The sequence below is a fragment of the Actinomyces ruminis genome, from assembly GCF_002154335.2.
GTDB classification, from domain to species: domain Bacteria; phylum Actinomycetota; class Actinomycetes; order Actinomycetales; family Actinomycetaceae; genus Actinomyces; species Actinomyces ruminis.
This window is the reverse complement of the sequence record NZ_MTPX02000035.1, coordinates 1-26,927: the sequence shown is the minus strand read 5'-3', so window position 1 is coordinate 26,927 and position 26,927 is coordinate 1. Positions and strand designations below refer to the sequence as shown.

Sequence of the window (26,927 nt, the reverse complement as noted above, 5' to 3'; positions counted from 1 at the left end):
TCCTTGAAGACATAACCAGTACGACGAAGGAGTCCCCATGACCACCGCAGAGATCGCCGGCGCCCACGCCGACGCCACCGCCCCGCCCGGCGACACAGCCGGGCTCGCCGAACTGGCCGACGTCGTCGCCCGCTTCACCGCCGTCGTCTCCCGCCGCCTGCCCGACGACGTCACCGCTGAGCTCAAGCGGCTGGCGCGCGAGGAGACCAACCCGATGGCGACGATGATCTACCAGACCATGGAGCGCAATCAGGCCCTCGCCGAGCAACTCAAGCGGCCCTCCTGCCAAGACACGGGCCTGGTGCAGATCTTCGCCACGGTCGGCAGCCACTTCCCCTACACCGACGGCCTGGCCGAGGCGCTCAAAAGCGCCATTGCCGAGGCCACCCGGCTGGCGCCGTTGCGCCACAACACCGTGGAGACCTTCGACGAGTACAACACCGGCACGAACGTCGGCAGCAAGTCGCCGTGGATCTACTGGCAGATCGCCGAGGGCCGCGACGACCTGACCCTGCACGTCTACCTCGCCGGCGGCGGCTGCTCGCTGCCCGGCCAGGGCAAGACCCTCATGCCCGGAGAGGGCTACGAGGCCGCGATGAAGTTCGTCCTGGACGTGATGACCTCCTACGGGGTCAACGCCTGCCCGCCCCTGCTGGTGGGGGTGGGGATCGGCTCCTCCATCGACGCCGCCTCCTACATGTCCAAGCTGGCGCTGATGCGGCCGGTCGGCTCGCACGCCGTCAATCCGAAGGTCGCCGCGCTCGAGGACGAGCTGCAGGCCGCGATCGACTCCATCGGGCTCGGCCCGCAGGGCCTGGGTGGCACCCGCTCCACCATGGGAGTCAACATCGAGAACTCCGCGCGGCACCCCTCGGTGCTGTCGGTCGCCGTCAACACCGGCTGCTGGTCCCACCGGCGCGGCACCATCCACTTTGCCTCCGACCTGAGCTATGAGCTCCTGACTCACCAGGGAGTCGAACTATGAGCAACGCAGCCCAAACACACGACATGCGCAGCGCCGGGCCGGAGTCCACCCCGGCTGCGACGGCCGTCCCCTCCACCCCGTCCTCCGAACGGCAGGGCCCGGGGCAGGCCGGCTCCGGCCACGCCATCACCCTGACCACGCCCATAAAGCGCGCAGACATTGAGGACATCCGCATCGGCGACGTCATCTTCCTCGACGGTCACATCACCACCTGCCGCGATGTGGCCCACCGTCGCCTGATCGAGTACGGGCGCGAGCTGCCCGTCAACATCCGCGAGGGCGCCATCCTCCACGCCGGCCCGATCATCCGGGTCGTCGACGAGGAGCACGACAAGTTCGAGGTGGTCGCCGTCGGCCCCACCACCTCCATGCGCATGGAGAAGTTCGAGGAGGAGTTCATCGAACGGACCGGGGTACGGCTGATCGTCGGCAAGGGCGGCATGGGCCCGGGCACGGAGGCGGGCTGCCGGAAGTACGGCGCCCTGCACTGCGTCTTCCCCGCCGGCAATGCGGTCATCGCCGCCACCGCCGTCGAGGAGGTCGAGGACGCCCAGTGGCGCGACCTGGGCATGCCCGAGACCCTGTGGACCTTCCGGGTCAAGCACTTCGGCCCCCTGATCGTCTCTATCGACGCCCACGGCAACAACCTGTTCGAGCAGCAGAAGCGCCTCTACAACGAGCGCAAGGAGCAGGCGCTGACCGAGCTCTATCAGAAGGTGCGGTACATCAAATGACCGCCGACGACGCGCGGCCGGTGCACCGGGAGGCCGGGCCGGCTGCACGGGACGCCTCGGCCGCCGACGACAGCCGGCCGCCGTCGAAGGGCGCACCGCCGATCCGCACCGGCTTCGGGCGCGAGACCCGGCCAGTACCACTGGCCGTGAGCCTCGCCGTCGGGCTGGGACTGTGGCTCATTCCCACGCCGTCGGGGCTGGAGAGTGCGGCCTGGCACCTGTTCGCGATCTTCCTGGCGACGATCATCGGCATCATCCTCAAGGCGGCGCCGATGGGGGCGCTGTCGATCATCGCCATGGCGGTGTGCGCGGCCACCGGGGTGCTGGCGCCCGACGGCGACTCCGGGGACCGGATCGGCGCCGCCCTGTCCGGATTCTCCAACTCGACGATCTGGCTGATCGTCTCCGCGTTCTTCGCCGCCCGCGCCGTGATCGCCTCCGGCCTGGGCGAGCGGCTGGCCTACCTGTTCGTCAAGGTGTTCGGGCGTTCGACGATCGGCCTGGCCTACGGCCTGGGGCTGGCGGACCTGGTGACCTCTCCCGCCATCCCGTCCAACACGGCGCGGTCCGGGTACGTGTATCCGGTGATGATGAGCGTGGCGCGGGCATTCGGGTCGGAGCCGGGCGACAAGTTCACCCACCGTCGGCTGGGTTCCTACCTGGCGCTGACCACCTACAACCTGAATCTGGCCGTCTCGGTCATCTTCTTCACCGGTGCCGCCCCGAACGCCATGTCCTCCCGACTGGCCGAGTCCGCGGGCGTGACAGTGAACTGGCCGGGTTGGTTCATGGCGGCGGTGGTGCCCGGCCTGATCGGCGTAATCGTGGTGCCGCTGGTGATCTACGCACTCAACCGGCCGGAGATTCGCCGCACCCCGGACGCCGCCGATATGGCCGCCCGCGAGCTGCGTCGGCTCGGGCCGGTCACGCGCCACGAATGGGTGACGCTGGGCGTATTCATCGGGATGATCGCCCTGTGGGTGCTCGGCGACTCGTTCATGAGCGCCACCACCGTGGCCCTGCTGGGACTGGGGGCGCTGCTGTTGAGCGGGGCACTGACCTGGGAGCAGATGAAGGCGGAGCGGTCGGCCTGGGACACCCTGACCTGGTTCGCGGCACTGGTCATGATGGGCACCTACCTAAATGAGCTCGGCTTCATCGGCTGGCTCGGGGACAACGTGGGCGCCATGATGGGTGGGCTGGGGAAGTTCGCAGCCTTCGCGGCGCTGACCGGGGTGTATGCGCTCACCCACTACCTGTTCGCCTCGGGGACGGCGCACACCGCCTCCATGTTCAGCGTGTTCCTGGGCGTGGGGCTGGCGCTCGGGCTGCCGGGAGTACCGCTGACGGTATTCCTGGGGGCGATCCCCACCCTGATGGGTTGCCTGACCCATTACGGCAATGGGCCGGCGCCGCTGTACTTCGGCAGCGGCTTTGTGGAACTGGGCGCCTGGTGGCGCACCGGCCTGGTAGTGGGCGTGGTCCACCTGATCATTTGGTTAGTGGTGGGACCGCTCTGGTGGAACGTCATCGGCGTGTGGTGAGGCAGGGGCGCAGCCGCGCCACACAGGCTCTGCTAGGCGGCTTCTCCCGGGAAGACTCACCCAAGCGCAGGTGAACTGCACACAGGTTGCCGCCGAGCAGCAACCGTCTGTCGCGCCGTCGACCCTACCGGGCCCACATCCATCTGTATCCATCTCCGCCGATTGCGTATGTAATAACCTCGCTCTAGCAGACCCATCCGAATAGTAGATAGCACGGATGAACACGGCGTCATGAAGCGCCCCACCACAACGGCATGTACATCTACATCTGTACCCGGAGGCAGTCTCACAGTTCTTACGGTGGACCATGACAGCGTTCAACCTCCTGAACAGGGTTCACAGCATTCGACGTCTGAGTGCGAATCGAGCACCTCACCGAGGTCACGGAAGTAGGGGTACCGCATCCACGCCGCGCGGTCACCAATCACGTAAAGGCGCCTTCTGGCTCGGCTCGCGGCGACGTTGACGAGGTTGACGGTCGATGACGCCCACGCCTTGGCTCCGGGTGTGCACGGATCGCCGCCCAGGACCAGGAACACCACGTCCGCCTCACGCCCCTGCGCGGTGTGGATCGTGCCGCCCGACATGATCCCGCACTCCCGCGCGAGGGCGGAAAGCCGATCGGCGACCTCCCGGAACGGGGAGATCGCAATGATCCGAGTGGGATCGACGCCCCGGCCTATAAGCACGCTGAGCTGTTTGCGGAAGCAGTTGATCTGTCGATCTTGCAGGTGAGTCCCCTCTTTCGTGGCCGGCACATCGAACCAGCAACTCGACGCGATCCGGGGTCCTGCCGGGCCGTCGAACAGGTCCGGATGCTCGGGATCATCCAGTCGGCGGTGCACCCCGCTGATCATGATGCCGTCATAGGCGATCACGTTGCACAGGCTGAACATCGGATCATCGCAGCGCCGATGTACCGTGAGCGGTGCACTCACCCAGACCCGGTTCTCGCCCCTCCCCAGCACGGTGCCGTACCGCGAGACTCGATCAGCAAGGGTCTGCACGGAGGCCTCCGGGGGGATCCACGCGTCCGAGACGCCAACGCCCCTGGCGATGTCCCGCGTCGCCTTACGCGGCATGGTCACCACCGGCTGCAGCTGCAGGGGATCTCCCACCGCCACGACTTTCTGCGCGCGCCAGATCGCCCCGACGGCGTGCTGCGGGCATGCCTGCCCGGCCTCGTCGATCAGCAGCCATCCGAGCGACTCCGCTCCGAGTCCGGCGAACATCCGCCCGAATGAGGCGAAGGTGGTTGACACCAGGGGTACGACCATGAAGAAGGTCTGCCACGCGGCCCGCAGTTTCTCCTCCTCGAGCCGGCTGGGGCTGTCTCCGCCGACGACGTCGATCGCGGCGCGCAGCCCCTCAAGCATGTCTCCAGCCGCATTGGCCAGGAAGTCCTCATGCAGTTGCAACGCCGCCAGGAACAGCTCGGCGCGGGCCGCATCCAGGGTCTCGTCAAGCCACGGCGCACGCATTTCGCGTTCCGCCCGGCCCTTCGTCCGGTACGGGTAGGCACGCCCGTACTCCTCTTCATCGGCCGCAACGCGGCGACGCAGTTCGGCCGCCTTTCGAGCCGCTCGCTGGCGGGATTCCTCCGCCCGCGCCTCCTGGCCGGACAGCTCCCGGCTCCTTTCCTCAAGCCACCTGGCGTACCCGCTAACCTCCTGCCAGTTCCGCTCCGCTTGCTGCAAGCGGTCCTCCAGGGGTTCCAGGCGCGAGCGCCACTGCCTGATCGCCCGGCCGAGGGTGAAGATGGTTTCAAGCACCCCGGGACGGGACTCGAGTTGCCGCTTGCGCGCTTTCTCCGCCTCGGAACGCTCCGAGAAAGCCCGCCGTACCACGGGCTCATAGTCGTGCACCTGGTTGTTGGCTGCGGTCACTTCTTCCGCCAGCCGGCGTACCTGCCCGGCCAGCTCGGCCTCCTCCTCCAAGGCCGGCTTCAATCGTTCCCACCGCTCCTGTGCGGCGCGCCTCCGCTTCAGCAGCTCGTCGACGCGTTGCTCCGCGCGGCGAAAGCTCGCTCTGGCCTCCTCCCAGCGCGGATACGGCGACTCGCCGTCTCGCCACTGCTTCAAACGGGTCTGCATCCGCTCGCCACCCGGCAGCGGCGTCCGCGTCTTCCAGTCTTGCCGGTCGAACCAGAAGGCATTGCGGAAAGCCGCCCGGTTGCGCTTATTTCCCAGCCGCGCGGCCACCAGGCCCCAGGCGTCCTGCCGCTGCGCATCCGCCGTGCCGCCGTTGTCGTCATCCATGACCGCCGTGGCGATGTCGGCGAAGTAATCGGCCTCGTCCCGCCATCCGGGAGCGATCGCATCGCGTGCGGGGATCTCAACGCTGATGTTCTCAACGGCGGCGTTGTTGGCGGAGACGACGACCATCTCGAACCCAGTCAGTTCCTCCCGCAGTTGGCGGACTTTGCGCGGGTACCCGTCTTGAGAGTTCCACCGGTGGACGATGCCGGTAAATGCATGCTCAGGCCGCTCCAGCGAGGCCAGTCGGCGCGCTCGCTCAACCACGTTCCCCGCCAGGATGTCGCGCAGCATCGTCGTCTTCCCCGTGCCGGGAGGGCCATTGACCCCCATGAGACCGCCCTCGATCGACAGATTGTTCAGCGCCTGATTGACCGCGAACTGCTGGCGCAGTGCCAGCGGGTGCTCAGGCTCCGAGGGCCAACGCCCCTGCGGCAGCCACTGGGCGCCGACCGCCGCGTCAACCGGACCGTCTTGCTGCATGACGTCGGTCCGTTCCGCCACCGGGATCGACTCATCCGGGGTCAGGTAGGCGGCCAGTGCCTTCGGGCAGCGCCCGCTCGCCAAGTGCTGCTGCACCTCCGCCAGCTCCGCGAGGAAGAAGCTGTTGAGGAAATCTGTATCCGCACCGGCGTCTTCACGTCCTTCAGAGACGAGACTCGATGAAATGATGATTCGACCGCTGTAGCACGGGATCTTCCCGCTGACCCCGGCCGAGCCGTAGGCGATTCCCAGGAGCCTTTGCAGGGAGTCCGCATCCTGCGGGAGTGGCGCATCCGCCCCGACCGCATCACGACGTGTCCGCTCGGCCACGTCCACCTGCTCACCGAAGGTTTTGTTGGCGGTGGCGAAACCGCCCGTCCACTGCAGATCCGGCGCGGTACCCGTGCTGTTGATCTGGGCAGCCGCCCACAGTGCCGAGGAGAGCACCGCCGAGCCCTCCACCAGTCGACCTTGCTCATCTACCTGCACTGCGGCGCAGGCGCTGACACCCGCGCGGCGTTGATCGTAGGCGTCGCGGTCGTCGGCGAAAACTCGGTGCAGGATCTCATAGACCTGTTCCAGCTCATATATACCCAGGTACACCGTGTGCAGCCACGCCGAGCGCTTTTTACCGCGCGGAGCCGGTGTGGGCAGAGTCCGCCAGGGCAGCGGGTCCCCGGAGCGCCATTCAATGACCTGGCGTCCCTGCGGGCGAAGCGAGCGCCCGGTCAGCTTCGGGACCGGCTGGGGGTCGAACAGCTCCAACATCCACCAGTACCGCAGAATTCGCACACGATCAGAGCGCCAGGGTCTCGCCATACCCCGAGTCTGCCCCCGATGGGTGATGTTGGCCAGCGATTCGCGGCCCGTTTGCGGACCAGTCACGTCACCAACGAGATCCGATCACTTTCCGCGATGCCCTCTATCCGGGTGAATCCCGCTCACCTCGTCTCACCGCCCCCTCACTCAGCTATCGGTTCCCGTCAGACCCCTGCGGCACACTTGGGCCATGACCGCCCGACCGCACTCGCCCGCGCGCGACCTTACCGAGCTGCTCGAGAGCGTCGGCGCGCGCGACGGCCGGCTGATCCACCTCCGACGGGCCCCGGCCCGCCCCGGCCGCCACGGCGACTGGCCCGCCTGGGCGGACCCCGACCTGATCGCCGCCTACAACCGCCTGGGTGTGCCCCGCCCCTGGACGCATCAGGTCGCGGCGGCCGATGCCATCCACGCCGGCCGCCACACCGTGCTTGCCACGGGCACCGGCTCGGGCAAGTCGCTGGCCGCCTGGCTGCCCGCCCTCTCGGCCGTACTGGCCGCCCAGCGTACAGACACCGACACGCGCATCTCCGCCTACGGGCGTCGCCCCACCACCCTGTACCTGTCCCCCACCAAAGCACTCGCCGCCGATCAGGCAGCCGCCCTGGACCGCCTGATCACCGAACTCGAATCCGTCCAGCGCGAGGTGGGCCTCCCGGGCGGCTCGCTGCGCACCGTGTACGCCGCCACCTGCAACGGCGATACCCCACTGCCTGAGCGCGACTGGGCTCGCGCCCACGCCGACGTGGTGCTGACCAACCCCGACTTCCTGCACTTCTCACTCCTGCCCGGCCACGAGCGCTGGAACCGCCTGCTGCGCTCGCTGCACTACGTGGTGGTCGACGAGTGCCATGCCTACCGCGGAATCCTGGGCGCCCACGTGGCCTGGTGCTGCGTCGGCTGCTGCGGCTGGTGCGCCGTCTGCGCCCGGACGGCCCCGAGCCAGTGGTGCTGTGCGCCTCGGCGACGGCGGCCGAGCCGCGCTCACGGCCGCCCGCCTGATCGGCACGGATCCCGACGCCGTCACCGCCGTCACCGACGACGCCGCCCCCGCCGGTGAGCACATGCTCGCCCTGTGGCAGCCGGCCTTGCTGGACCCCTGGGCCGTCTGGGAGAACTCGGTGGCGGCGCTGGCCGAGGCGAGTGACTTCCCCGCCGCCGACCCGCGCCTGAACCCGCCGGAACCGGCCGGCCCGGACACCCTCGACCCGGAGGAAGATCCGGCGGCCCGTCGCAGCGCCGTCGTCGAGGCGGCCGAGCTGCTGGTGGACCTGCTCAGCGTGGGCGCCCGCGCCCTGGTGTTCGTGCGCTCGCGTCGCAGTGCGGAGATCGTGGCCGAGCACGCCCGGCATACGCTCGGCCTGTCCCAACCAGAACTGGCGAACACGGTCGCCGCCTACCGGGGCGGCTACCTGCCCGAGGAACGGCGCGCCCTGGAGCAGGATCTGCGGCACGGCCGCCTGCGGGCACTGGCCACCACCAACGCCCTCGAACTGGGCATCGACGTCACCGGCCTGGACGCGTCATCATCGCCGGCTGGCCGGGCACCCGGGTGAGCCTGTGGCAGCAGGCGGGCCGGGCCGGGCGCGCCGGCGGCCGCGGGGTGGCCGTGCTGATCGCCTCCGACAACCCGCTGGACGCCTACCTGGTGCACCACCCGGAGGCCGTATTCGGCGCCCCGGAGGCCACTGTCTTCGACCCCACCAACCCCTACGTGCTGGCGCCGCATCTGTGCGCGGCGGCCTCGGAGTCGCCGCTGCGAGAGGAGGACCTGCCCCTGTTCGAGCTGCCCGACGACTCCCTGCTGGCGGAACTGGCCGCCCGCGGGGCACTGCGCCGCCGTCCCACCGGCTGGTTCTGGAACACGAACCTGCCGGGTCGGGCGCAGGACCTGACCTCCCTACGCGGGGACGGACCGGCGGACGTGCCGGTGGTAGAGGCGGACACGGGCAGTGTCGTCGGCACCGTGTCCGGGGCCTCGGCGGAATCCACCGTCCACCCCGGGGCGGTCTACATCCACCAGGGCCGCACCTACCTGGTGGATGAGCTGACCGAGGAGGCCGCGGTGGTCAGCCGGAAGGCCGCGGTCGGTTACCGCACGCGGGCGCGCGAGCAGAGCTCGGTGCGCATCGTCGCCGAGCGGGAGCGGCAGCAGTGGGCCGACGGCGTGGTGTGGGCCTTCGGCTCGGTGGAGGTCACCAGCCAGGTGATCGGCTACAACAAGCTGGCGCTGCCGGGCATGGAGGTGATCTCCCAGCATCCGTTGTCCATGCCCGAGCACGTGCTGCCCACCGCGTCGGCGTGGTGGACGGTACCGGTTGAAGTCACCGTCCGCGCCGGGCTGGAGACGGCGCAGCTGCCGGGCGCGCTGCACGCGGCCGAGCACGCCATGATCGGCATACTGCCGCTGCTGGCCACCTGCGATCGCTGGGACATTGGTGGATTGTCGACGGCGCTGCACCCGCAGACGCTGGCGCCCACCGTGTTCGTACACGACGCCCAGGCCGGCGGGGCCGCTTCGCCGAACGGGGTTTCCGAGCCGGGCGCGAGTGGCTGGAGGCAACACTTGCGGTCGTATCCGAGTGCGCGTGCACGTCGGGGTGCCCCAGCTGCGTGCAATCGCCCAAGTGCGGCAACAACAACGAGCCGTTGGACAAGGCGGGGGCGATCGCATTGCTGCAGCTACTCCTGGACGCGCTCCCTGGCGGCGTCACGACCCCGTAGATAGTAGATACATGACGGCGGCATTGGCGCGGCCGCACCGACCGGCGTCCCGCACCCAGCGCGGCATCAGGCTACGGCCAGCAGCCAGGCAAGCCAGCCACCCACGGCCAGGTAGGGCCCGAAGGCCAGCATGTCCTTGCGCCCGGCGCGGCGGGTGATCAGGAGGCCGATCGCCACCAGGCCGGCAAGGAAGAAGCCGACCACCACCCCGGTGACCGCAAACTCCACCGCGGTGTATCCGAGCCACAGGCCCAGCAGGGCGCACAGCTTCACGTCCCCCAGCCCCATGCCGGAGGCGGGAATCAGCCACATCACGAAGACCACCGCGCCCACTCCGAGTGCGCACAGCAATGCCCGGCTCGCGGGCCACAGCGCCACCTGCGCCGGCTCGATCGTGGCCAGGCGCACCAAGCTGCGCCCCACAATGGCCACAACCAGCCAGAGGGCGGCGGTGCCGAGCAGCCGGTCGGGCAGGCGGTGGCAGACGGCGTCGACGCTGCCGGCCACGCCTAGCAGAGCCACCACCGGCAGGGCGATGATGGTCTCCACCGGTTCACCGCGGTTCAGTCCCCATGCCAGTGTCGCCGCGCACAGGATCCCAGCCAGCACGCCCTGAGGCAGAGCGCCCAGCAGGCCCCGGGAGCGCACTCGCACAGCGGTAGCCGCAGCTGTCGCCCCGCCCGCGCCGGTGGCCTCGGCCTCCGCATCTGCGACTTGAGCGGTTCGGTCGACGACGGCCCCGCCTTGAGCATCATGTGCCTCGCCGGCGGATTTGTCGGCTCTGCTGCCGCCGGTGCTATCGGCGTCGTTGTCGTTCCTACCGGCATCCTCTTTTGCGGCCTGTTCCAGTCGGTCGACGTATCCCCTGGCGAAGCCGGAGGCGGGCCCGGCGGCCACGGCTACGGATGCGACGGCCATGAGACAGGCCGCCACCACGGGCACCACAGCAACTGCGTTCACTACCCCACCTTCTCATGTCACGGCGCCCTGGGACGGCTCCACGGCGCCCCAATCGCCCGGGGCGTTCGCCCCGAATCTGCGCCCGGGGGTCGGTGGCGGCATCCGCGGTATGCCGCCACCTCCCCAGTGTTGCGCCGCTCAACCGCCGCGGGTCATGCCCGCTCGCGCGGGATCAACGGCCCTGCCCCGCTCACAGCGGTTGATAGGCCCGGCGCGGGCGGCGGCGTCGGCGCGGCGCGGAATCCCGAGGATCCGGGTCGGCACCGCGACCGCCACGGTGACGTCCTCCCCGTCGAGCGTGCAGGCTGCCAGTTCGGCGCCGTTCGCCTGGGCTACCTGCTGGGCGGTGGCGCAGGGGTCGGCCGGCGCGACCACGGAGGTCAGCGCCGTCGCCCCGGCGAGCGCCGCCAGGTCGGCGGCCGCGCGGGCCCTACCGCCGGCGGCCTGGGCCTGGATCAGCCGGTGGCGCCCAGGGCCAGGCACAGGGCGACGGCGATGATGCCCAACACCATGACCGTGCCCGCGCCGCTTTCGCCGGCTGCGTCTCCGGGCTGTGTCGCTGGGGCTGCTCGGGGATTTCTGGACCGCCTCATGGCGCACCCGCCTCGGTCCAGGTCGGCTCGGTGTAGGCGCAGGCCCGAGAGCGGGCCGTGAGCCCCAGGCCGCCCAGCGGGCCGGGGACTCGGCGGCTCGCCGTCACACAGGTGAGTTCGCCGGACTCGATGCTCACCGTCACCGGTCCGCCCGCGCGCTGGGCGGCGCCGGCGACGTCGCTCGAGCCGATGGCGGCCTGGCGGGCGGCGACGCGAGCGGCATCGGTGACCCGCAGCTGGGTGACACCAGCGTTGACGGTGGCGAGCACCAGCAGCAAGACGAGGACGACGGCCGGCATGGCCACGGCGAGCTCTGCCGTCACCATGCCGCGTTCTCCGCCGCGCAGGCGGTTCGCGGGCGCGGTTCCCTCCGGGCGTTGCGGCGTCCACATGACCGCCTCAGCCCACCGACAGCGCAGACTCGATTACGCTCTGCAACATGCCGGACAGGCTTCCCGAGCGCATGATGGCCAACAACAATCCGGCGAATGCCGCCGCGGCCAAAGTACCGATAGCGTACTCGGCGGTCGCCATGCCCGCCTCACCGTCCCGGTCTGCGGCATCGGCCTCGCGCAAGCCGGGCGGAGTGCCGTGGGCGAGGGCCCACGCGTTGTGCAAGGTTAGCAAGGTGTGCTTCATGATCTCCTCCTGGAGGGGTTGGGGCCGGCCGTCATTGGCCGCGCCCACGGGCGCCGTGCCCGCACCCCCAGCGTCGGGCAACCGCCCAGCCCCGCGCATCCAGGCCTTTTGATCTCTGTGGATTAGGGGTGCACGAACCGTGCCTGTGGACGCCGGCAATGGCCGCAGCCCCGCTGCATCGCGAGGCACCGCGCCGTCCTGCCCTGTCTTACGTCGGTTTGGACCCCTCGCGTCGGTTTGGACCCCTCGCGTCGGTTTGGACCGCCCACGCGGCACGCAACGGCGGTCCAAACAGAGAAAAGCGGTCCAAATGGACTTCAGCGGTCCAAACAGGGGTTCGCGGTCCAAAGATGCCCCCGGCGCCGTACCCGCGTCGATCCCCAGTAACTGAAAGGATCATCATGCCGCCGTTCTCTCAGCGAACTCCCCGCCGTGCTCTGCTCCACGGCCTGCCCGTCGCCCTGGTCGGCCTGACGCTGGCGGCGTGCGTCTCCGGCGACGGCGGCGCCGCGCCCTCGCCGGCGGTTTCCCCGACAGCTACCAATCCCGGCCCTACCACCGGCAGCCCACACCCCACCTCGGAGGCCACCATGACCGCAACACAACCCATCCGCATCACCTTCGGCGGCGCCCTTTACGGCACCGTCCTGGCGGCGACCCTCGATGACAATGCCGCCACCCGCTCGCTACTCGCCCAGCTCCCGCTGGAGCTGACATTCTCCGACTACGGCGGCCAGGAGCTGACTGCCTCTCTACCGCAGGACCTGGACACCACGGGCCTGAGCGCCAGCGCCCCACAGACGGGCGACATCGCCTGGTACCAGCCCAACCGCGTGCTCGTCCTGTATTACACGTCCATTGACTCCTGGCCGGGCCTGTACGTCATCGGGCACATCAACGACGACGTCTCCGCCCTGGCCGGGCAGGAAGACCTGCCGGCGTCGATCGCCCGGGTGGAGTGAGCCCAAGCCGGCCGAGCCCGCAGACCGGCCACCGCGAGGCACATCGTCGGCGCTGCGCCGTCGATATCGGCCCGGCAGGACAGCGACGGCGCGATACTTAGGGGCATGCTTCAGCCGTACTCCCCCTCCGCCGAACCACTCACCCGTATGGCGGACGGGACCGTCAAGCAGATCAGTCCCTTCACCGGCACCGAGGTGTGGACCGTGCCTGGACGCGGCAACCGCCCCATTTCCCATCCCGTCGCCGAGGTCCACACGCTCACGCCGGCCGAGCGCACTCGTGCCTGCAAGTTCTGCCCGGCGCACTACACCGAGACGCCGCCCGAGAAGTCCCGGGTGGTGGCTACGCCCGACGGCGGCTTCGAGCGGATCGATGCCCTGCCCGCCTCCGAGCTGTTCGACACGGTCGCTGAGTTCCGCCGTATCCCCAACCTGTTCGAGATCCTGTCCTACGACTACTGGCACGCCAACCACGGTTATGAGGTGCCCGACGCCGCCCGCGAGCGCATGGAGGCCTACCTGGCCGATCCGACCGGCGCCGACCACGTGGCCCGGGTGGCCCGCGCCAAGCTGCGCGCCTCCGGCCAGAATCCCGACACCTGGGAGACCATGGACGACGCCGCTCGCCGCGAGTATCTGGCGGCCTTCTTCGCCGGCGGTCACGATGTAATCGTGGCGCGGCGGCACTACACCGACGACGCCGTCGACTCATCCTCCCTGGCCGGCTCCGGCACGCTCACCCCGACCGAGCACCGCGCCTATATCCGGCTGGCCGTGCAGGCCACGCACGACCTGTACCAGGCCAACCGCTGGGTGCGCTATGTGGCGGTGTTCCAGAACTGGCTGCGCCCGGCCGGCGCATCCTTCGACCACCTGCACAAGCAGCTGGTGGGAATCGATGAGCGGGGCGTGTCATCGGAGTTGGAGCTGCAACGGGTGCGCGCCAACCCGAACCTGTACAACGAGATGGGCGTGGACTACGCCGCCTATCGGGGCCTGCTGGTGGCCTCCAATGAGCACGCTGTGGCCTTCGCCGGCTTCGGGCACCGCTACCCCACCCTGGAGGTGTACTCGACGTCGGCCACCTGCGAGCCGTGGCTAATGAGCCGGGATGAGGTCGACGCTGTCTCCGACCTGCTGCACGCGCTGCACGCCGCCACGGGCGCGGACGTGCCCAGCAATGAGGAATGGCACCACAAGCCGATCGACGTCGACCAGCCGATGCCCTGGCACATCACCCTGAAATGGCGGGTGTCCACCCTGGCGGGTTTCGAGGGCGGCACCAAGATCTACCTCAACACCATCGACCCGTGGACACTGCGCGACCGGGTAGTGGCGCGGCTGGAGGACCTACGGGCGGACCGGCTGATCGCCCCGATGGCCGTGGGCGAGGAGTGCCCGACGACGCCGAACCGGCTGCTGTACAACCCGGTGCTGGGCCGGTGAGACGCCGCACTTACGATCCGGCGCTCCGTGCGTGCGTTATCCGCACAAGGAGAAACTGTCATGTCACCCGAAGCGGATTCCACAGCGGCGCCGAGGAGCTGGATGACTGGCTGCATCGTTTCGCGTGGCAGAACCTGAAGGCGGACAACGCGGTCACCTACGTGACCGTCCAGGACGGTCAGACACTCGGCTACTACGCACTCGCAACCGCATGTATCGCGCGAACGGAGGAGCCGACGCCTATTGCCAAGCAGGCACCGCGCGAGACTCCCTGCGTCCTGCTCGCCGTCGATCGACGCGCGCAGGGTATGGGCATCGGTGCCGTACTCCTGAAAGACGCCATGCTGAGAGCCTCCAGGTCAGTGAGATCGCAGGAGTCCGCGCCTTACTGATCCATTGCCGGGACAAGGCGGCCAAGTCCTTCTACCTAGCCAACGGCAACCTCGTCGTCTCACCCGTCGATGACATGCAACTGCTGATGTCCATGAAGGCGATCAGGAATTCGCCAACCGCCTAACCGCACCTTCGAAGAAGGTGGCTACCCGCTCACACCATTCATTTCCCGTATTGAATCATCCTGGGTTTGATCGCAGGGGGCAGCAAAGTCAATGTGAGGTTCGGGGGTTGTTAGGAGCATGATGGCCTTGGTAGCTCTTCGCGTTTGTCGTGCGGTGGAGTGGGCCCTGTTCCGCGCTCGTAGGGGCGCTCCTCTGCCCTAGTCGCCGCGGCACGACTCGGAATACTGGACACGCTCGCCGCGCCTGCCGCCCCCTGACCTCGGTCTGCGGGCCGTGGGCGCGTCGCGGGCATGGCAGGGCGCGCCCGCGACGCGGCGCTCAGATCGATGAAAGTGCCGGACCGCGGCGGGTGACGTATGGCGTATGACAGATCGCGTTGGGTACGCCCCTTCGGCGTCTACTACGCCCCTTGGGTGTTTGTTGAAGGGCTCAGGACCCTTCAACAAACACCCAACCGGAGTAGTAGACGAACCCCGACACCGCGGCGCACAAGGACCGCGATGCCGTGGAACGCTGCTTCCGCCGCCTCAAGCAGAACCGTGCCATGGCCACCACATACGACGAGCTCGCCGTCCGCTACCAAGCCACAACCCACATCGCCAGCATCAACCACTGGCTCAAACGACTTACATAACACGACCTAGCAACGCATCCAGCCGGTGGCGCACCAGCGCCGAGCGGGAGCCCGGATGGTGGCGAACCCCTATCAGGAGCTGGCACGCCAAGGCAGGTGCGATGGATTGCAATACGACGGCGCGACTCCTTCCGTGCCGAAAAAACGACTAGCACCACCTATCGTCGCAGGAACGTCGCACCGCCCCGAAGATACACTCAAAACCCCTTACAATCCCTGAACCAGCCACAGACTTGACCGTCCCCCGCCGTCAGGCCGGATCTCCAGGACATATTAACTTGCAACTCAGAACCTTCCTGCTCCATTACTTGTCGTCATTTCTACGGCCGGTTCTACATATCCCGGAATCTCCTCTCGATCAGTCACGTAACGCTCTCCATTTGTGTAACGCATCCCCACATTGTCTTCGAGATCGTTCATCGTCTGGTCTCCCAAGTTCTCAGCGACACCCCTGGACCAAGCATGCATTTGACCTAGCGCCTCGCTACCGGAGCCGGACCCACCCAGCATAATACTGTAGTTGCCTTCCGGATCGTGGACTATCCAGTCGTAGTCATCATTGCTACCATCGTACGTGTACACGTCTTGATCCAAGATCCCAAGCTGAGAAGCATCCTGGAGCGCAGACGCCCATATCAAGTCTTCGACATTGCTCCCCACCGCCGAAGCGCCGTCGCCTTCACTTCCAGGCGCCGCCAAGGCAAAGTACACACCAGCCGCACCCGTCACCAAACTGCCGGCAAAACCCAAGGGCCAAAGAACAACACCAAGTGCCCCAGTTGCGACCGCCGTCTTCACGCCGTAAGAGCGCAAATTATCGGCGCTGGCGTTTGCAGCTTTTCGCTTGGCAATCCCTACCAGAGCACCTGTCGCCTCGCTGGCATCACCATATGCATCTTTGATGTCCTTAAGTTGCTGTTCGGGGACGCCATCGTGCTTCTCCTGCGCGTTCGACATCCCCCGTGTATGGGCATAGTCCACTAGTCCGGAAAATATGTTACTCATGGCGTCCGACGAGTCAGCAACGCGATATGCCAAGATATTCACATCTTCGACACTGGCCGCAGTGAGCTGCATCTCAGGCTGCATAACATCTTTGAGGTCACCAGTTTTGTTCCAAGCGCTGGTCAGTTCTCCGGGACAGTTCCCGAGCAAGAGGCCAATGCGCGCCTTCGCATCATCGTCGTACATACTCTCGTCAGTATTCACGGCAAGCAAATGAATGCTATTATCCGCAACGAATTGCGCACGTGCCCGTTCACTTGGCGTTTCAGACGAGCGTAGGCTCGAAGCTGCGGCGGTTGCCGCGGTGAAGCCTGACAAACCTTGTTCGTCCCACTCGCGCGTCGACAGTTCTTCAAACTTACTCACGTCTAGTCCACCACTGCCGCCAGGCACCCGCACAAGATAGTCGAGCGCAGCCTCGGGACTATTGCCCATGGCATCAAGCACGCCGGCCATCGGGTCGAGGGAATGTCCGGACAGGTACCGACCGCTCGGCGTCTCATTCGGGTCCCAGTTGATGTCATCGAGACGGTTGGCCAAAGAAGTCAGGAAGGCGTCATTGAAGTCCAGGTCATTAATGTGGTCACCGTTCTCGTCGTGCCCATCAAGCATGGCGTTCAGAACGGTAATCCCCCCCAATTCATCTTCTTCATCCACCGAACCCGAAATGGCCTTTGCAACAGACGCACATTGTTCATCGTCCCACCCTTTGGATGCCGACGCAAGAAACATGCCTTCAAGTTCCGCCAGTTCGTTAGCCTCATTTGGACCTAACGGTTGTATGTATTCGTCAGACACAAGGTAACCGGACCCATAGGGCATACTTTCCAGATTCAGGGGCAATTGAGTAAGGTTCTCCGGACCTACGATGTCGATAAAAGCATTTGCGTACACGGAGTCGTCCGCGTGCTCCCGCATCGATTCTATCACTTGATCATAGTCACGCCCATTGGACTTGCGTCCGGTTTCTACGATGTTCTGCAGGTCGTGCGCATCAATTGCGCCCTCCGACCAAGAAACTAGTTGCGGAACATTGTTGATGCTAACGCTATCGGGGATATCGCAGCTGATCACTCCGTCCGCATTCATGCTGCCGACTCCGGACTCGTTGACAGCCACGATGGCGTTTTTGGCCTCCTCCAACGTGTCGGCCCTGCCGTTGAGGTTACCGATCACTTTATCGGCGGCGGACGGAAAGTCGTCGATGGTCATCGGATCATTCTCCGCCTCGAACTCGCTATCGATCCTCGACTTGGCGGCGTCGCAGTCGTCTGCGAGATTGCGGATGTTCTGGATCACTGATTCCAGCTTACTGGGGTCCATGTGTAGTACGGTCATTAGTACTACCCTCCTTCGGGTTTTACTGTCAGTCTGGGAACGTCGCCGCGCCTATACGCCACCATTGGGCCAGTTTGCGTCCGGATCGTCCTCCGGCACCTCCACCGGCAAGGCGTTCCTTTCGTCCCGAACATCCCGGAACAGATCGGCGAATACTGCATCAACCGCGTCCACATCTGCCTTGGTGTCTTCGGCCATCTCATCCGCCAACGGTCCCGTCCAAGTGTCAGACGCATTAACCGTCGCCATTATTTCCGCGCCTTTTGAGTGCGCCGCGTAGCGCGGCACCAAGGTGCCATCAAATCCAAGCTGCGCGTTCTGGTTGGACACATACTCGCACAGGCGTCCGAGCGCCTGACGCCGCAGATTCTCCGCCATCAGACTAGCTCCTGTTTCCCGCGCGGGCAGACGCGTCCATCGGTTCGAGAGTCCGGACCGTCGTGGCCGCCTCGAGTGTATTCGCGAATGCGCGCGCTGATTCCGGCGGCGCCCCGATTTCGAGCGTGCGCGTTCGGGCAAGGACGTCGATCGGGAACATGTTTCACGTTCTCTCCTAGTGTCGGATACATACGGGCTTATGTATGTCTAGGAGACTACGTGGCCGAGTGCACCCATCAAATGGGCAGGTCTGCCCATCGGCACCCGCGCAACGGCAAAAACCGACGACCCGTCGTCGGGTGGTCGGCGGCGTGATGTCTCAGCGCCGTCCACCATTCGCGGCGATGGTTACGCATCTGATTGCGAATGGCCCGCCCGCCGCCAATAGCGCGGACGGGCCACCGCCTTACAGCCCGAGCGCGCTGCGCTCCTCGGTGCCGACCCAGCCGGCGCGCCCCTCCAGTGCCCGGAACCAGCGGGCGAGCGCCGGCCAGAAGGCGATTGACGGCGCCTCGCCGCCGGGGTAGTAGGCGCGCCCGCCGTACTCGTAGGCCTGCACGGTGGTGAACAGACGGATGTCGCTGCCGGTGGGGGCGGCGCCGCACAGGAACTGCTCCACGGAGACCACGGCGGACAGCGGCGGCACGTCCTGCACGGTCAGGGCCGCCTCACGGGAGGCCTCCATCTTGGTGGCGCGGGCCAGCAGCGTGTCGACGACGTCGAAGGCCACCAGTACACCGTTGGCGGACGCCGTGGCCTCCTCGGTGTTCTTGGAGTGGGTGGCGGTGGCGTGCGCCCGGTTGATGTGCTCGCCGATCCACTTGTCCCAGGCGTCGGTGGAGTTGCGCCGATCCAGGGGGTACAGGTCGGGGGCGCCGGCGCGGTGCAGGGGCTTCCATGCGGTGGCCAGGTCGAAGAGCAGGTCCCCTGAGTCGTCGACGACGACGTGCCCGGTGGTGGTGTCCACCAGCGCCGGGACCGTGGGCGGCGGGGTGTAGCCGGGGGTGCCCGCGTAGACCTCGGCGATCGAGGTGGCGCCATTCAGGGCCGGGTCGGGGCCGGGTTCGCCGTCGGGGCCGGTCAGTTCCCAGAAGCCGTCGGCGCCGCGACCGTAGCTCCAGGAGACGGGGAGCGCCTCCGTGAGGCCCAGCAGCCGGCGGGCGATGAGGACGCGGCGGCTCCAAGGGCAGGAGCCGGAGGCGACCAGGCGGTAACGGCCGGCCTCTACTGGCAGATCACCTTCAGTGAAGCGGTGCGAGTGGGCAAGGGCCATGGGTGCCTCCCGGAGCATGGAAACGAACGTCATATGGGCTCAACCCAATGGTGACCCCTGTGCCCGCCTCCCGTCAGCCCCTTCACCGGAGGCGAACCCACATTGTGAGATTACCGCACTGTTGAGCCAGGGTGAGCCGTTTCAACCGACCTCGGCGAGTGCAGCCGGATCGAGTGGTCCACGCCGCGCCCCGCCCCGGCGTCACCGTCCGCTCAAGCGGCCTGCAGACGGGCGGCGCGGCGGCGGGCCTGTGCATCCGGGTCGGGGACGGGTACCGCCGCAACCAGGCGGCGCGTGTACTCCTGCCGCGGGTGGGCGAGCACCTGTGCCGTCGTGCCCTGTTCGACGACCCGCCCCTGCGACAACACCACGGTTCGGGTGGCCAGAGAGTCGACCACAGCCAGGTCGTGGGAGACGAACAGGCAGGCAAAGCCCAGCTCGGACTGCAGCTCGCGCAGTAGCTCCAGCACCACCGCCTGCACCGACACGTCCAGGGCACTGGTCGGCTCGTCGGCGATCACCAGGCGCGGTTCGAGCGCCAGGGCGCGGGCGATGGCGACGCGCTGGCGTTGCCCGCCGCTCATCTCGTGCGGGTAGCGGTCGGCCAGATCGGCCGGCAGGCGCACGGCCTCAAGCAGTTCACGTACCCGCGCCCGCCGGGCACCGGAGTCGTAGCCGCCGTGCACCACCATCGGCTCGGCGATGGCCGAGCCCGCCGTGCGCCTCGGGTTCAGGGAGGAGGCGGGATTCTGATAGACGACGCCGGTGGCGCGACGCGCGGGCAGTAGGGCGCGGCGCCCGGCGCCGGCCACCTCCACGCCGCACACGCGCACCGAACCGGCCGTGATTGGCACCAGCCCGGTCAGCGTGCCGGCGATGGTGGATTTGCCGGAACCGGACTCGCCCACCAGCCCGAGCACCTCACCGGCGCCGATGCGCAGGGAGACATCGCGGACGGCGTGCACCCGATGTCGGCGACTGCGGTAGACCACATCCAGGCCCTGAATCTCGACGACGTTCTCCGTCTCCCGCCCACCGGAACTGGGCTCCTCCACCACGACCGGGGCGGCCTCGGTGCGCAAGGAGTCCAGCCGCGGCACCGCGTTGAGGAGGGCGCGGGTGTAGGGATGGTGCGGGTGGGCAAACAACTCACGGGTGCTGCCGCGCTCCACGATTCGCCCCTGCCGCATGACGGCGACGTCGTCGGCCACGTCCGCCACCACGCCCATGTCGTGGGTGATCAGCAGGACGGCGACGCCGGAGTCCGTCAGTTCTCGCAGCAGGTCCAGGATGCCGGCCTGCACGGTCACGTCCAGGGCCGTAGTGGGCTCGTCGGCGATGAGCACCGGCGGGTCGGCGGCCATGGCGAGGGCGATGCAGGCCCGCTGGAGCTGCCCGCCGGACAGCTGGTGCGGGTAGGAGCGGGCAACCCGCTCAACCTGCTCACCCTCCCCCAGGCCCACGCGCCCGAGCAGCTCCAGCACGCGGGCGTGCACTCGGCGACGGTGCGGGCGGCCGGTGGCGTGCGCGCGAATCGCCTCACCGATCTGGGCGGCAATGGTCTCTAGCGGGTCCAGCGCCGTCGTCGGCTCCTGGAAGATGGTCCCCACCAGGCGCCCGCGCACGTCGTCGAGCACCTGCCGAGGCGCACCCACCAATTGCGTTCCCGGGGCATCGGGCGCTCCCGGCCGCCGGTCGGCCACGATGGCGGAGCCGGTGACGACGGCGGCGGCCGGCAGCAGGCCGAGCGCGCCCATCGCCGTCACGGACTTGCCCGAGCCGGACTCCCCGACCAGGGCGAGCACCCGGCCGGGCACAAGATCCAGGTCGACGTCCGCGCTGGCGTGCTCCACCGTGCCGGCGAAGGAGACGCCCAGGCCGCGCAGCGAAAGCGCGGGCGTCTGCGCCGTCTGGCCGGCCTCGGTCTCCTGCTCCCCGCGCGGCTCCTGCTCCCGGCTGCGCACTACTGGCTCACCCCGAGCACCAGGTAGTTGGGGTAGGCCGGGAAGGGCGCCACGAAGAACCCCGTGACCTTCGAGCCGGGCAGGAAGGAGTTGCGGCGGTTGACCAGCGGCACGGCGGGGACGTCCTCGGCGATGCGCCGGTCCAGGGCTGCCCACTTGGTGGCCGCCGCCTCCGGGTCGCTCTCCTGGGAAGCCTCGGTAATCAGCTGGTCCACCTCGGCGTTGGAGTAGCGGGAGATGTTGTAGCCGCCCTGACCGATCTCGGAGGAGGCGTACAGGGGCTGGATGTTGGCATTAGCTGAGGGGTAGTCGGGATTCCAGGAGACCACGGTCAGGTCGTAGGTGGAGCCGTCGCCCTGGGTGGCGCGCTCGGTGTAGGCGTCGGAGGACTGCGGATCGATGGTGACCTTCAGCCCCAGTTCGGTCAGCGACTGCTGCACGGCCTCGGAGATCGCCAGGCGGGCCTCGTTGTTCTGGGACAGCAGGACCAGCTCGGGCACGTCTTTGCCCTCCAGTAGGGCCTTGGCCTGCTCCAGGTCCGTGGAGTAGAGGTCGTAGTCCTCCTGGCCGGGGATGCCCGGGGTGATGTACGTGGTGGCGATGCCGGCGCCGAGCTCCCCGCCCAGGGCGCGCTGCACCGCGGTCTTGTCGACGGCGTAGGCGATGGCCTTGCGGACATCCGGGTCGGTGATTCGCTCGGTGTTGATTGCCAGGTACAGCAGCGGGCCGGGGTCGGAGGTCGCCAGGCGAGCGGATGCGTCGGGGTTTGCGCTGACCTGGGCGAGCTTGGAGGCGGTCAGGAGCTGGGCGGAGAAGGCGTACTGGTCGTCGCCGGAATCGGCGATCAGCCGCTGGCTGACGGTGTCCTCATCCTGCCCCAGGGAGAAGACGATCCGCTCCGGCAGGGCGGTGCGCACCTCGTCGGTGGTGGCCGACCAGCTCTCGTTGCGGGCCAGGGTCACGGAGTTGCCCTGCTGGTAGGCCTCCACCCGGTAGGGGCCGGAGGCTACAGGCGCCTGGGCGTAGGTGGCCGGGTCGTCGCGGTCCTCGGGGACGGGGGCGAAGGCCGGCAGCGAGACGATCCAGGGCCAGTCGCCGTAGGGGTGGTCCAGGTGGAAGATGATGGTGCGCTCATCGGGGGTCTCGATGGAGTCCAGGTGCTCGCCGTCGTAGGGGCCGGTGTAGTCCGCAGCGTCGGCCAGCAGGGTCTTGTGGTAGCCGAGCCCGCCGGACAGGGCGGAGGCGAAGGAACGCTCGAGGCCGTACTTGATATGGGTGGAGGTAATCGGGGTGCCGTCCTCGAAGGTGATGTCCTCCTTGAGGGTGTAGGTCCAGGTCAGGCCGTCCTCGGAGATCGTGCCGGTGTCGGTGGCCAGGTCCGGGACGACGGCGGGGACGCCGTCGGCGGTGATGTCCCAGGTGGTCAGACGACGGTGCACCAGGCCCAGGGAGGTGATGGCCAGGGACTGGCTCTTGGCGGGGTCCCAGTTGATGTCGGTGTCGGTGCTGAGCACGTACAGGGTGCCGCCGGCGCTGGCCGTAGCGGCGGTCGCGGTGGTCGCGGAGCGGGAGTTGGCGCCGCAGGCGGCCAGCGCCAGGGCGAGGCCGCTGGCGCCCGCGCCGATCAGCAGGCTGCGGCGGGAAAGAGCGTGGGGGCCCGGCTGCGAGGTGTTGCTGCGGACGGAGGCGGGAGGCGTCGTCGGGCGTGCGAACATGGTGGTTCCTTTCGGGTGGAAATCGGGCACAGGTCGAGTGAGGTAACGGGCGGGTTCAGACCCGCGGGTCGATGACGGCGGCGAAGGCGTCAACCAGGAGGTTCGCCACGATCACGAAGGCGGCAGCCACGAGCGTGACCCCCATGATCACGGGCAGGTCGGTGGAGCTGACCGCGTCCATGAGCAGGGCGCCGAGCCCCTGCATGGAGAAGACCCGCTCGGTGATGACGGCGCCGCCGAGCATGCCGCCCAGGTCGAGGGCGAAGTAGGTGACCACCGGCAAAGACACGTTGTGCATGACGTGGCGGCCGATGACGCGCCGCTCGGGCAGGCCCACGGCGCGGGCCGTGCGCACGTAGCCCTCGCCGAGGTTCTCCAGCATCTCCCCCCGCACCATGCGCGCGTAGACGGCGGCGGAGATCAGGGCCAGCACGCACCAGGGCAAGAGCAGGTGCCAGGCCCAGTCGAGCGGGCTCTCGCTCAGGGGCACGTAGCCGGATACGGGCACCATGTCCAGCGTGAAACCGAACAGGAGAATGCCCAGCAGGCCGAGCAGGTAGGAGGGTGCCGATACACCCAGGACGGTTCCGGCCATGATGGTGCGGTCCAGCCGACTGCCGCGCCGCAGCGCAGAGATGACGCCCGCGGTCACGCCGATGACCAGCCAGAGCACTGCCGCGCCGATCGCGATGGAGGCGGTGACCGGCAGCCGCGAGGCGATCAGCTCGGTCACCGGCGTCGACAGGCGGAAGGAGTAGCCCAGGCAGGGGGCGGCGCAGGTGATGGCGGCGGCGCCGGCGCCAAACGTGCGGCCGGTGACGATGCCGGTCAGGTAGTTCCAGAACTGCGTGTACCAGGCTGGTCGTATCCCATGAACTCGCGGGCGCGCGCGAGGTTCTCCGGCGTGCAGGGTTTGCCGCAGGCCAGGGCGGCGGGGTCGGACGGCCACAGCGAGAAGACCGCGAAGGTGATGAAGGCGATCACCACCAGCACCAGCAGCGTCTGGCCGGTTCGGGAAGCAAGGAAACGCAGACGGTTCATCGGGCCTCACCGGTCCTGGGGTCGAGGGCGTCACGCAGGCCGTCACCGAAGAGGTTGAAGGCGAGGGTGACAAGGAACAGGGCCGCCCCGGGGAACAGCAGGTACCAGGGGTCGGTGCTCACCCAGGTGACGGCACTGCCGATGGTGCGTCCCCAGGAGGGGGTCGGTGGGCTCACCCCGATACCGAGGAAGGACAGGGCCGCTTCCGAGGTGATCTTCCCGGGGATGGACAGGGTGGTGAACACGATGATGGTGGCCACCAGGCCGGGCAGGATCTGCCGGGTTACCACGTGCCACTGGGAGGCGCCCATGGCGCGGGAGGCTCCAACGTAGGTGCGCGAGCGCAGGGACAGGGCGCGGCTGCGCAGCACGCGGGCGGTCGACGGCCAACCCAGGATCCCGATGATGAGGATCATGATGGGCACGCGCGGGGCGGTGGCCGGGACAATCGCGGACACGGCGATCATGAACACCAGATGCGGGAAACCGAGGGTGATGTCGGTCAGGCGGGAGACCAGCGCGTCCCACCAGCCGCCGAAGTAGCCTGCGGACACTCCCAGGGCGATGGCTATGACCATGGACAGGACGGTGGCGCCCATGCCGATGGAGAAGGAGGTGCGAGTGCCCTCGACGACGATGGCGAACAGATCCCGACCGGTCTGCGGCTCCACACCGAAGGGATGGGCGGCGCTGACACCGCCGAAGCGGCCGAGTGGTAGACCGGAGGCGTCCAGTGCGTCGAGGTCATAGGTGTAGGAATCCACGCCGAAGGCGCGCGTGATCAGTGGGGCAAACAGGGCGACGACGGTTGTCAGGGCAACGATGACCGCACCGATCATGGCGGCCCGGTCGGAGCACAGGCGGCTGAATACTGAGCGCGAGGCGGACGGGGCGGTCTGCTCGAGCGGCGCCGGGGTGGTGACAGGCGTGCCCTCCGCGGGCGTGGAACCGGAGACAGTAGGGGCGTCCTGGGTGGACGTGTGCACGGGGCACCTCACATATGGGCTGGGGAGCGCGTCGGCGCTCGGGGTGGACGGCGAACGAGTGCGAAGCTGTCGTCAACGACAGCAACAACACATTCGCGCGGCCAGCATGTGAGGTGGTTCCTCCGGGGATCGGGGATCGGGTTGCGTTCGACGTGCTCCGGGGAGCCGGTTCGACCGTCGACGCCGGGTGTCGGCATCGGGGCGTGACGCTAGCAGCGTTCATAGCGATCACGCGAGTCACCACAGCATTGTGAGACCAGCTTCTCACCCACCGTCCTCACCCGCGCCACTCACCGAGACCGGCACTCGTTACGCACCGAGACCGGCACTCGTCACGCACCGAGACCGGCACTCGTCACGCACCGAGACCGGCACTCGTCACGCACCGAGACCGGCACTCGTGACATGCCGAGACCGGCCGATATGGCAGCGCTCCCCGCTCACTCCTGCACCACGGCGGTGCGCCGCCGGTCCAGGCAAACGGTTACCTCCTGTCCCGGGCGAACCGGCTCGACGCCGTCGTCGGGCAGCACGATGGCAGCATCCTGCTCGGCCAGCCGCACCTGGGCGATCCTCTCCCCGCCGCGCATGCGTACCGACTCCACACGCACTCGCACGCCGGGCCCGGCGTCGTCGGCCCCCGACCCGGCCGCGGCGTCGGCGCTCTCCCCGGCGCCGACGGCAAGCGCCCCGGGCGCCAAGGCCAGGAGCGACCCCGGCCGTCCATCCAGCAGACCGCCCCAGCCCAGGCGAGCGGCGGCTTCGGCGTCGAGCACAGGTCCGAAGCCGAGGAAGCGGGCGACGCGTGCGCTGCCGGGGTCGGCCCACAGGCGCTCCGGGGTGTCCAGGCGCAGGAGCCGGCCGGCCTCCATGACGCCGACCCGGTCGGCGACCGTCATGGCCTCGTCCTGATCGTGGGTGACGTACAGGGCGGTAGTGCCCTGTACCTGAAGGACAGCGCGCAGTTCGGTGGCGAGCTGCTCGCGCAGGGCGCGGTCGAGGGCGGACAGCGGCTCGTCCAGGAGCAGCAGGCGGGGGCGGGGGGCGAGGGCGCGGGCGAGAACCACCCGCTGCGCCTGCCCGCCGGACAGGGTGGACACCGCCCGGTCCCCGTAGCCGGGCAGGCCGACCAGTTCGAGCATCTCCGCCACGCGCCGGGCGCGCTCGGCTTGCGGCAGGCCGGCCAGCCCGTAGGCGATATTGCCGGCGACGTCGCGGAAGGGGAACAGCTGCCCGTCCTGGAACATGAGCCCGAAGCCGCGCCGGTGCACGGGGACGGGGACGACGTCGTGCCCATCCCAGGTGATGGTGCCGGCGGCGACGTCCTCTAGGCCGGCGACGGCGCGCAGCAGTGAGGACTTGCCGCTGCCGGAAGCGCCGAGCAGGGCGAGGATCTGGCCGCGCGGGACCTCCAGGTCGACGGCGTCGACGGCGGTGAGCGGGGCGACGCCGGGGCGCCCGGGTAGACGACGCTCAGGCCACGCACGCGCAGGCCCGAGTGGGCAGGCGCGGGTTCGGGGGCGGGGACCGCGGAGGCGGGTTCGGGGGCGGTCATGTGGGTTCTCCTGAGCGGTGAGCTGGTGGTGGCGTCGTTAGTGCCGGTCTCGGTGCGTTACTGGTGCCGGTCTCGGCGTGTAACGAGTGCCGGTTTCGGTGAGGGGGCGGGGCTGCGGGCGGGGGTCTGGAGGCGTTCGCAGGCGAGCATGAGGCGGCCGCGCCGACCGCCAGCACCACCCCGGCCGCCAGCCCCATGCCCTGATTCTGGGCGCCCGGGGAGCCGACCAGCCGGTAGACGACTACGGGCAGGGTCGGCCCTTGGGGCCGGGCCAGGAACGACGTCGCCCCGAACTCCCCCAGCTGGTAGCCAGGGCGAAGCCGGCGGCCAGGCCTGCGGGCCGCAGCAGGTGCGGCCCATCAATACTGGCCAGCAC

Annotated in this window: 22 protein-coding genes and 2 pseudogenes; 8 read left to right on the top strand and 16 right to left on the bottom strand. The window is 68.3% G+C overall.

Annotated features, from left to right (window positions below; all coding sequences use genetic code 11):
* Positions 1 to 37 precede the first annotated feature (37 nt).
* From ttdA to BW737_RS05565, 3 genes are read left to right on the top strand one after another with little or no spacing between them, the layout of a single operon-like run.
* Complete coding sequence (gene ttdA, locus BW737_RS05575) at positions 38 to 985, top strand: L(+)-tartrate dehydratase subunit alpha (RefSeq protein ID WP_086614840.1); 948 nt, start codon at positions 38 to 40, stop codon at positions 983 to 985.
* Entirely contained in the window at positions 982 to 1,719 is a 738-nt protein-coding gene (gene ttdB, locus BW737_RS05570; RefSeq protein WP_218961792.1) for a L(+)-tartrate dehydratase subunit beta, read from the top strand. Before ttdA ends, ttdB begins: the two co-directional genes overlap by 4 nt.
* Positions 1,716 to 3,263 (top strand): DASS family sodium-coupled anion symporter, encoded by a 1,548-nt coding sequence (locus BW737_RS05565; RefSeq protein ID WP_086614841.1) that lies wholly within the window; start codon positions 1,716 to 1,718, stop codon positions 3,261 to 3,263. Before ttdB ends, BW737_RS05565 begins: the two co-directional genes overlap by 4 nt.
* Positions 3,264 to 3,580: 317 nt before the next feature.
* Here the strand turns inward: BW737_RS05565 and BW737_RS05560 are convergent, their stop codons facing one another.
* Positions 3,581 to 6,793, bottom strand: a complete 3,213-nt coding sequence (locus BW737_RS05560) for a DEAD/DEAH box helicase (RefSeq protein WP_257210514.1) — start codon at positions 6,791 to 6,793, stop codon at positions 3,581 to 3,583.
* A 217-nt stretch (positions 6,794 to 7,010) separates the two neighbouring features.
* Here BW737_RS05560 and BW737_RS05555 point away from each other — a divergent pair.
* Positions 7,011 to 9,544 (top strand): annotated as a pseudogene (locus BW737_RS05555) (DEAD/DEAH box helicase).
* A 66-nt stretch (positions 9,545 to 9,610) separates the two neighbouring features.
* Here the strand turns inward: BW737_RS05555 and BW737_RS05550 are convergent.
* From BW737_RS05550 to BW737_RS05535, 5 genes are all read right to left on the bottom strand, one after another.
* Positions 9,611 to 10,504, bottom strand: a complete 894-nt coding sequence (locus BW737_RS05550; protein ID WP_257210513.1) for a prepilin peptidase — start codon at positions 10,502 to 10,504, stop codon at positions 9,611 to 9,613.
* Between the two features lie 138 nt (positions 10,505 to 10,642).
* Positions 10,643 to 10,987: an Rv3654c family TadE-like protein gene (locus BW737_RS05545; RefSeq protein WP_338063870.1), complete on the bottom strand. Its 345-nt coding sequence runs from the start codon at positions 10,985 to 10,987 to the stop codon at positions 10,643 to 10,645.
* Positions 10,960 to 11,097 carry a hypothetical protein gene (locus BW737_RS19420; protein ID WP_338063869.1) on the bottom strand — a complete coding sequence of 46 codons (138 nt, stop codon included), beginning with the start codon at positions 11,095 to 11,097 and terminating at the stop codon, positions 10,960 to 10,962. Before BW737_RS19420 ends, BW737_RS05545 begins: the two co-directional genes overlap by 28 nt.
* On the bottom strand, positions 11,094 to 11,489 hold the full coding sequence (locus BW737_RS05540) for a TadE family type IV pilus minor pilin (RefSeq protein WP_086614843.1): 396 nt from the start codon (positions 11,487 to 11,489) through the stop codon (positions 11,094 to 11,096). Before BW737_RS05540 ends, BW737_RS19420 begins: the two co-directional genes overlap by 4 nt.
* Positions 11,490 to 11,496: 7 nt before the next feature.
* The gene (locus tag BW737_RS05535) at positions 11,497 to 11,736 is read right to left on the bottom strand and encodes a DUF4244 domain-containing protein (RefSeq protein ID WP_099330344.1); all 240 of its coding nucleotides are present in this window, start codon (positions 11,734 to 11,736) and stop codon (positions 11,497 to 11,499) included.
* A gap of 401 nt (positions 11,737 to 12,137) precedes the next feature.
* Between BW737_RS05535 and BW737_RS05530 the strand changes: the two genes are divergently transcribed.
* The 4 genes from BW737_RS05530 to BW737_RS05515 all read left to right on the top strand — a co-directional run bounded on the left by BW737_RS05530 (position 12,138) and on the right by BW737_RS05515 (position 15,296).
* The gene (locus BW737_RS05530; RefSeq protein WP_086614844.1) at positions 12,138 to 12,698 is read left to right on the top strand and encodes a cyclophilin-like fold protein; all 561 of its coding nucleotides are present in this window, start codon (positions 12,138 to 12,140) and stop codon (positions 12,696 to 12,698) included.
* Positions 12,699 to 12,803: 105 nt separating this feature from the next.
* The gene (locus BW737_RS05525) at positions 12,804 to 14,144 is read left to right on the top strand and encodes a DUF4921 family protein (RefSeq protein WP_086614845.1); all 1,341 of its coding nucleotides are present in this window, start codon (positions 12,804 to 12,806) and stop codon (positions 14,142 to 14,144) included.
* Between the two features lie 161 nt (positions 14,145 to 14,305).
* Positions 14,306 to 14,536, top strand: a complete 231-nt coding sequence (locus tag BW737_RS19415; protein WP_338063868.1) for a hypothetical protein — start codon at positions 14,306 to 14,308, stop codon at positions 14,534 to 14,536.
* Between the two features lie 631 nt (positions 14,537 to 15,167).
* Positions 15,168 to 15,296 (top strand): hypothetical protein, encoded by a 129-nt coding sequence (locus BW737_RS05515; RefSeq protein ID WP_218961790.1) that lies wholly within the window; start codon positions 15,168 to 15,170, stop codon positions 15,294 to 15,296.
* Between the two features lie 285 nt (positions 15,297 to 15,581).
* Here BW737_RS05515 and BW737_RS05510 read toward each other — a convergent pair whose 3' ends face one another.
* The 10 genes and pseudogenes from BW737_RS05510 to BW737_RS16100 form a co-directional block, all read right to left on the bottom strand.
* Entirely contained in the window at positions 15,582 to 17,639 is a 2,058-nt protein-coding gene (locus tag BW737_RS05510) for a DUF6571 family protein (protein ID WP_086614846.1), read from the bottom strand.
* Between the two features lie 51 nt (positions 17,640 to 17,690).
* Positions 17,691 to 18,017: a hypothetical protein gene (locus BW737_RS05505; RefSeq protein ID WP_086614847.1), complete on the bottom strand. Its 327-nt coding sequence runs from the start codon at positions 18,015 to 18,017 to the stop codon at positions 17,691 to 17,693.
* 406 nt (positions 18,018 to 18,423) lie between these two features.
* Positions 18,424 to 19,290: a glutathione S-transferase family protein gene (locus tag BW737_RS05500; RefSeq protein ID WP_086614857.1), complete on the bottom strand. Its 867-nt coding sequence runs from the start codon at positions 19,288 to 19,290 to the stop codon at positions 18,424 to 18,426.
* A gap of 212 nt (positions 19,291 to 19,502) precedes the next feature.
* Positions 19,503 to 21,254 carry a dipeptide ABC transporter ATP-binding protein gene (locus BW737_RS05495; protein WP_086614848.1) on the bottom strand — a complete coding sequence of 584 codons (1,752 nt, stop codon included), beginning with the start codon at positions 21,252 to 21,254 and terminating at the stop codon, positions 19,503 to 19,505.
* Positions 21,254 to 22,969: an ABC transporter substrate-binding protein gene (locus tag BW737_RS05490; RefSeq protein ID WP_086614849.1), complete on the bottom strand. Its 1,716-nt coding sequence runs from the start codon at positions 22,967 to 22,969 to the stop codon at positions 21,254 to 21,256. Before BW737_RS05490 ends, BW737_RS05495 begins: the two co-directional genes overlap by 1 nt.
* 55 nt (positions 22,970 to 23,024) lie before the next feature.
* Positions 23,025 to 23,702 (bottom strand): ABC transporter permease, encoded by a 678-nt coding sequence (locus BW737_RS05485; RefSeq protein WP_257210528.1) that lies wholly within the window; start codon positions 23,700 to 23,702, stop codon positions 23,025 to 23,027.
* 12 nt (positions 23,703 to 23,714) lie between these two features.
* Positions 23,715 to 24,010, bottom strand: a pseudogene (locus tag BW737_RS17870) (ABC transporter permease); the annotation flags it as partial.
* Complete coding sequence (locus BW737_RS05480) at positions 24,007 to 24,996, bottom strand: ABC transporter permease (RefSeq protein ID WP_086614850.1); 990 nt, start codon at positions 24,994 to 24,996, stop codon at positions 24,007 to 24,009. The gene BW737_RS05480 and the pseudogene BW737_RS17870, both read right to left, overlap by 4 nt.
* A gap of 440 nt (positions 24,997 to 25,436) precedes the next feature.
* A complete protein-coding gene (locus tag BW737_RS05475; protein WP_257210527.1) occupies positions 25,437 to 26,381 on the bottom strand; it encodes an ABC transporter ATP-binding protein in 945 nt (314 codons plus the stop codon).
* Entirely contained in the window at positions 26,324 to 26,551 is a 228-nt protein-coding gene (locus BW737_RS16100; RefSeq protein WP_180272076.1) for a hypothetical protein, read from the bottom strand. The genes BW737_RS05475 and BW737_RS16100 overlap by 58 nt, the downstream gene beginning before the upstream one ends.
* Positions 26,552 to 26,927: the final 376 nt, after the last annotated feature.

Coding starts and splice junctions, on each gene's coding strand:
- BW737_RS05505 (WP_086614847.1), bottom strand. CDS start 18,017: ATGGCGGAGAATCTGCGGCGTCAGGCGCTCGGACGCCTGTGCGAGTAT.
- BW737_RS05490 (WP_086614849.1), bottom strand. CDS start 22,969: ATGTTCGCACGCCCGACGACGCCTCCCGCCTCCGTCCGCAGCAACACC.
- ttdB (WP_218961792.1), top strand. CDS start 982: ATGAGCAACGCAGCCCAAACACACGACATGCGCAGCGCCGGGCCGGAG.
- BW737_RS05500 (WP_086614857.1), bottom strand. CDS start 19,290: ATGGCCCTTGCCCACTCGCACCGCTTCACTGAAGGTGATCTGCCAGTA.
- BW737_RS05525 (WP_086614845.1), top strand. CDS start 12,804: ATGCTTCAGCCGTACTCCCCCTCCGCCGAACCACTCACCCGTATGGCG.
- BW737_RS05540 (WP_086614843.1), bottom strand. CDS start 11,489: ATGTGGACGCCGCAACGCCCGGAGGGAACCGCGCCCGCGAACCGCCTG.
- BW737_RS05530 (WP_086614844.1), top strand. CDS start 12,138: ATGCCGCCGTTCTCTCAGCGAACTCCCCGCCGTGCTCTGCTCCACGGC.
- ttdA (WP_086614840.1), top strand. CDS start 38: ATGACCACCGCAGAGATCGCCGGCGCCCACGCCGACGCCACCGCCCCG.
- BW737_RS05535 (WP_099330344.1), bottom strand. CDS start 11,736: ATGAAGCACACCTTGCTAACCTTGCACAACGCGTGGGCCCTCGCCCAC.
- BW737_RS19420 (WP_338063869.1), bottom strand. CDS start 11,097: ATGAGGCGGTCCAGAAATCCCCGAGCAGCCCCAGCGACACAGCCCGGA.
- BW737_RS05565 (WP_086614841.1), top strand. CDS start 1,716: ATGACCGCCGACGACGCGCGGCCGGTGCACCGGGAGGCCGGGCCGGCT.
- BW737_RS16100 (WP_180272076.1), bottom strand. CDS start 26,551: ATGACCGCCCCCGAACCCGCCTCCGCGGTCCCCGCCCCCGAACCCGCG.
- BW737_RS05510 (WP_086614846.1), bottom strand. CDS start 17,639: ATGACCGTACTACACATGGACCCCAGTAAGCTGGAATCAGTGATCCAG.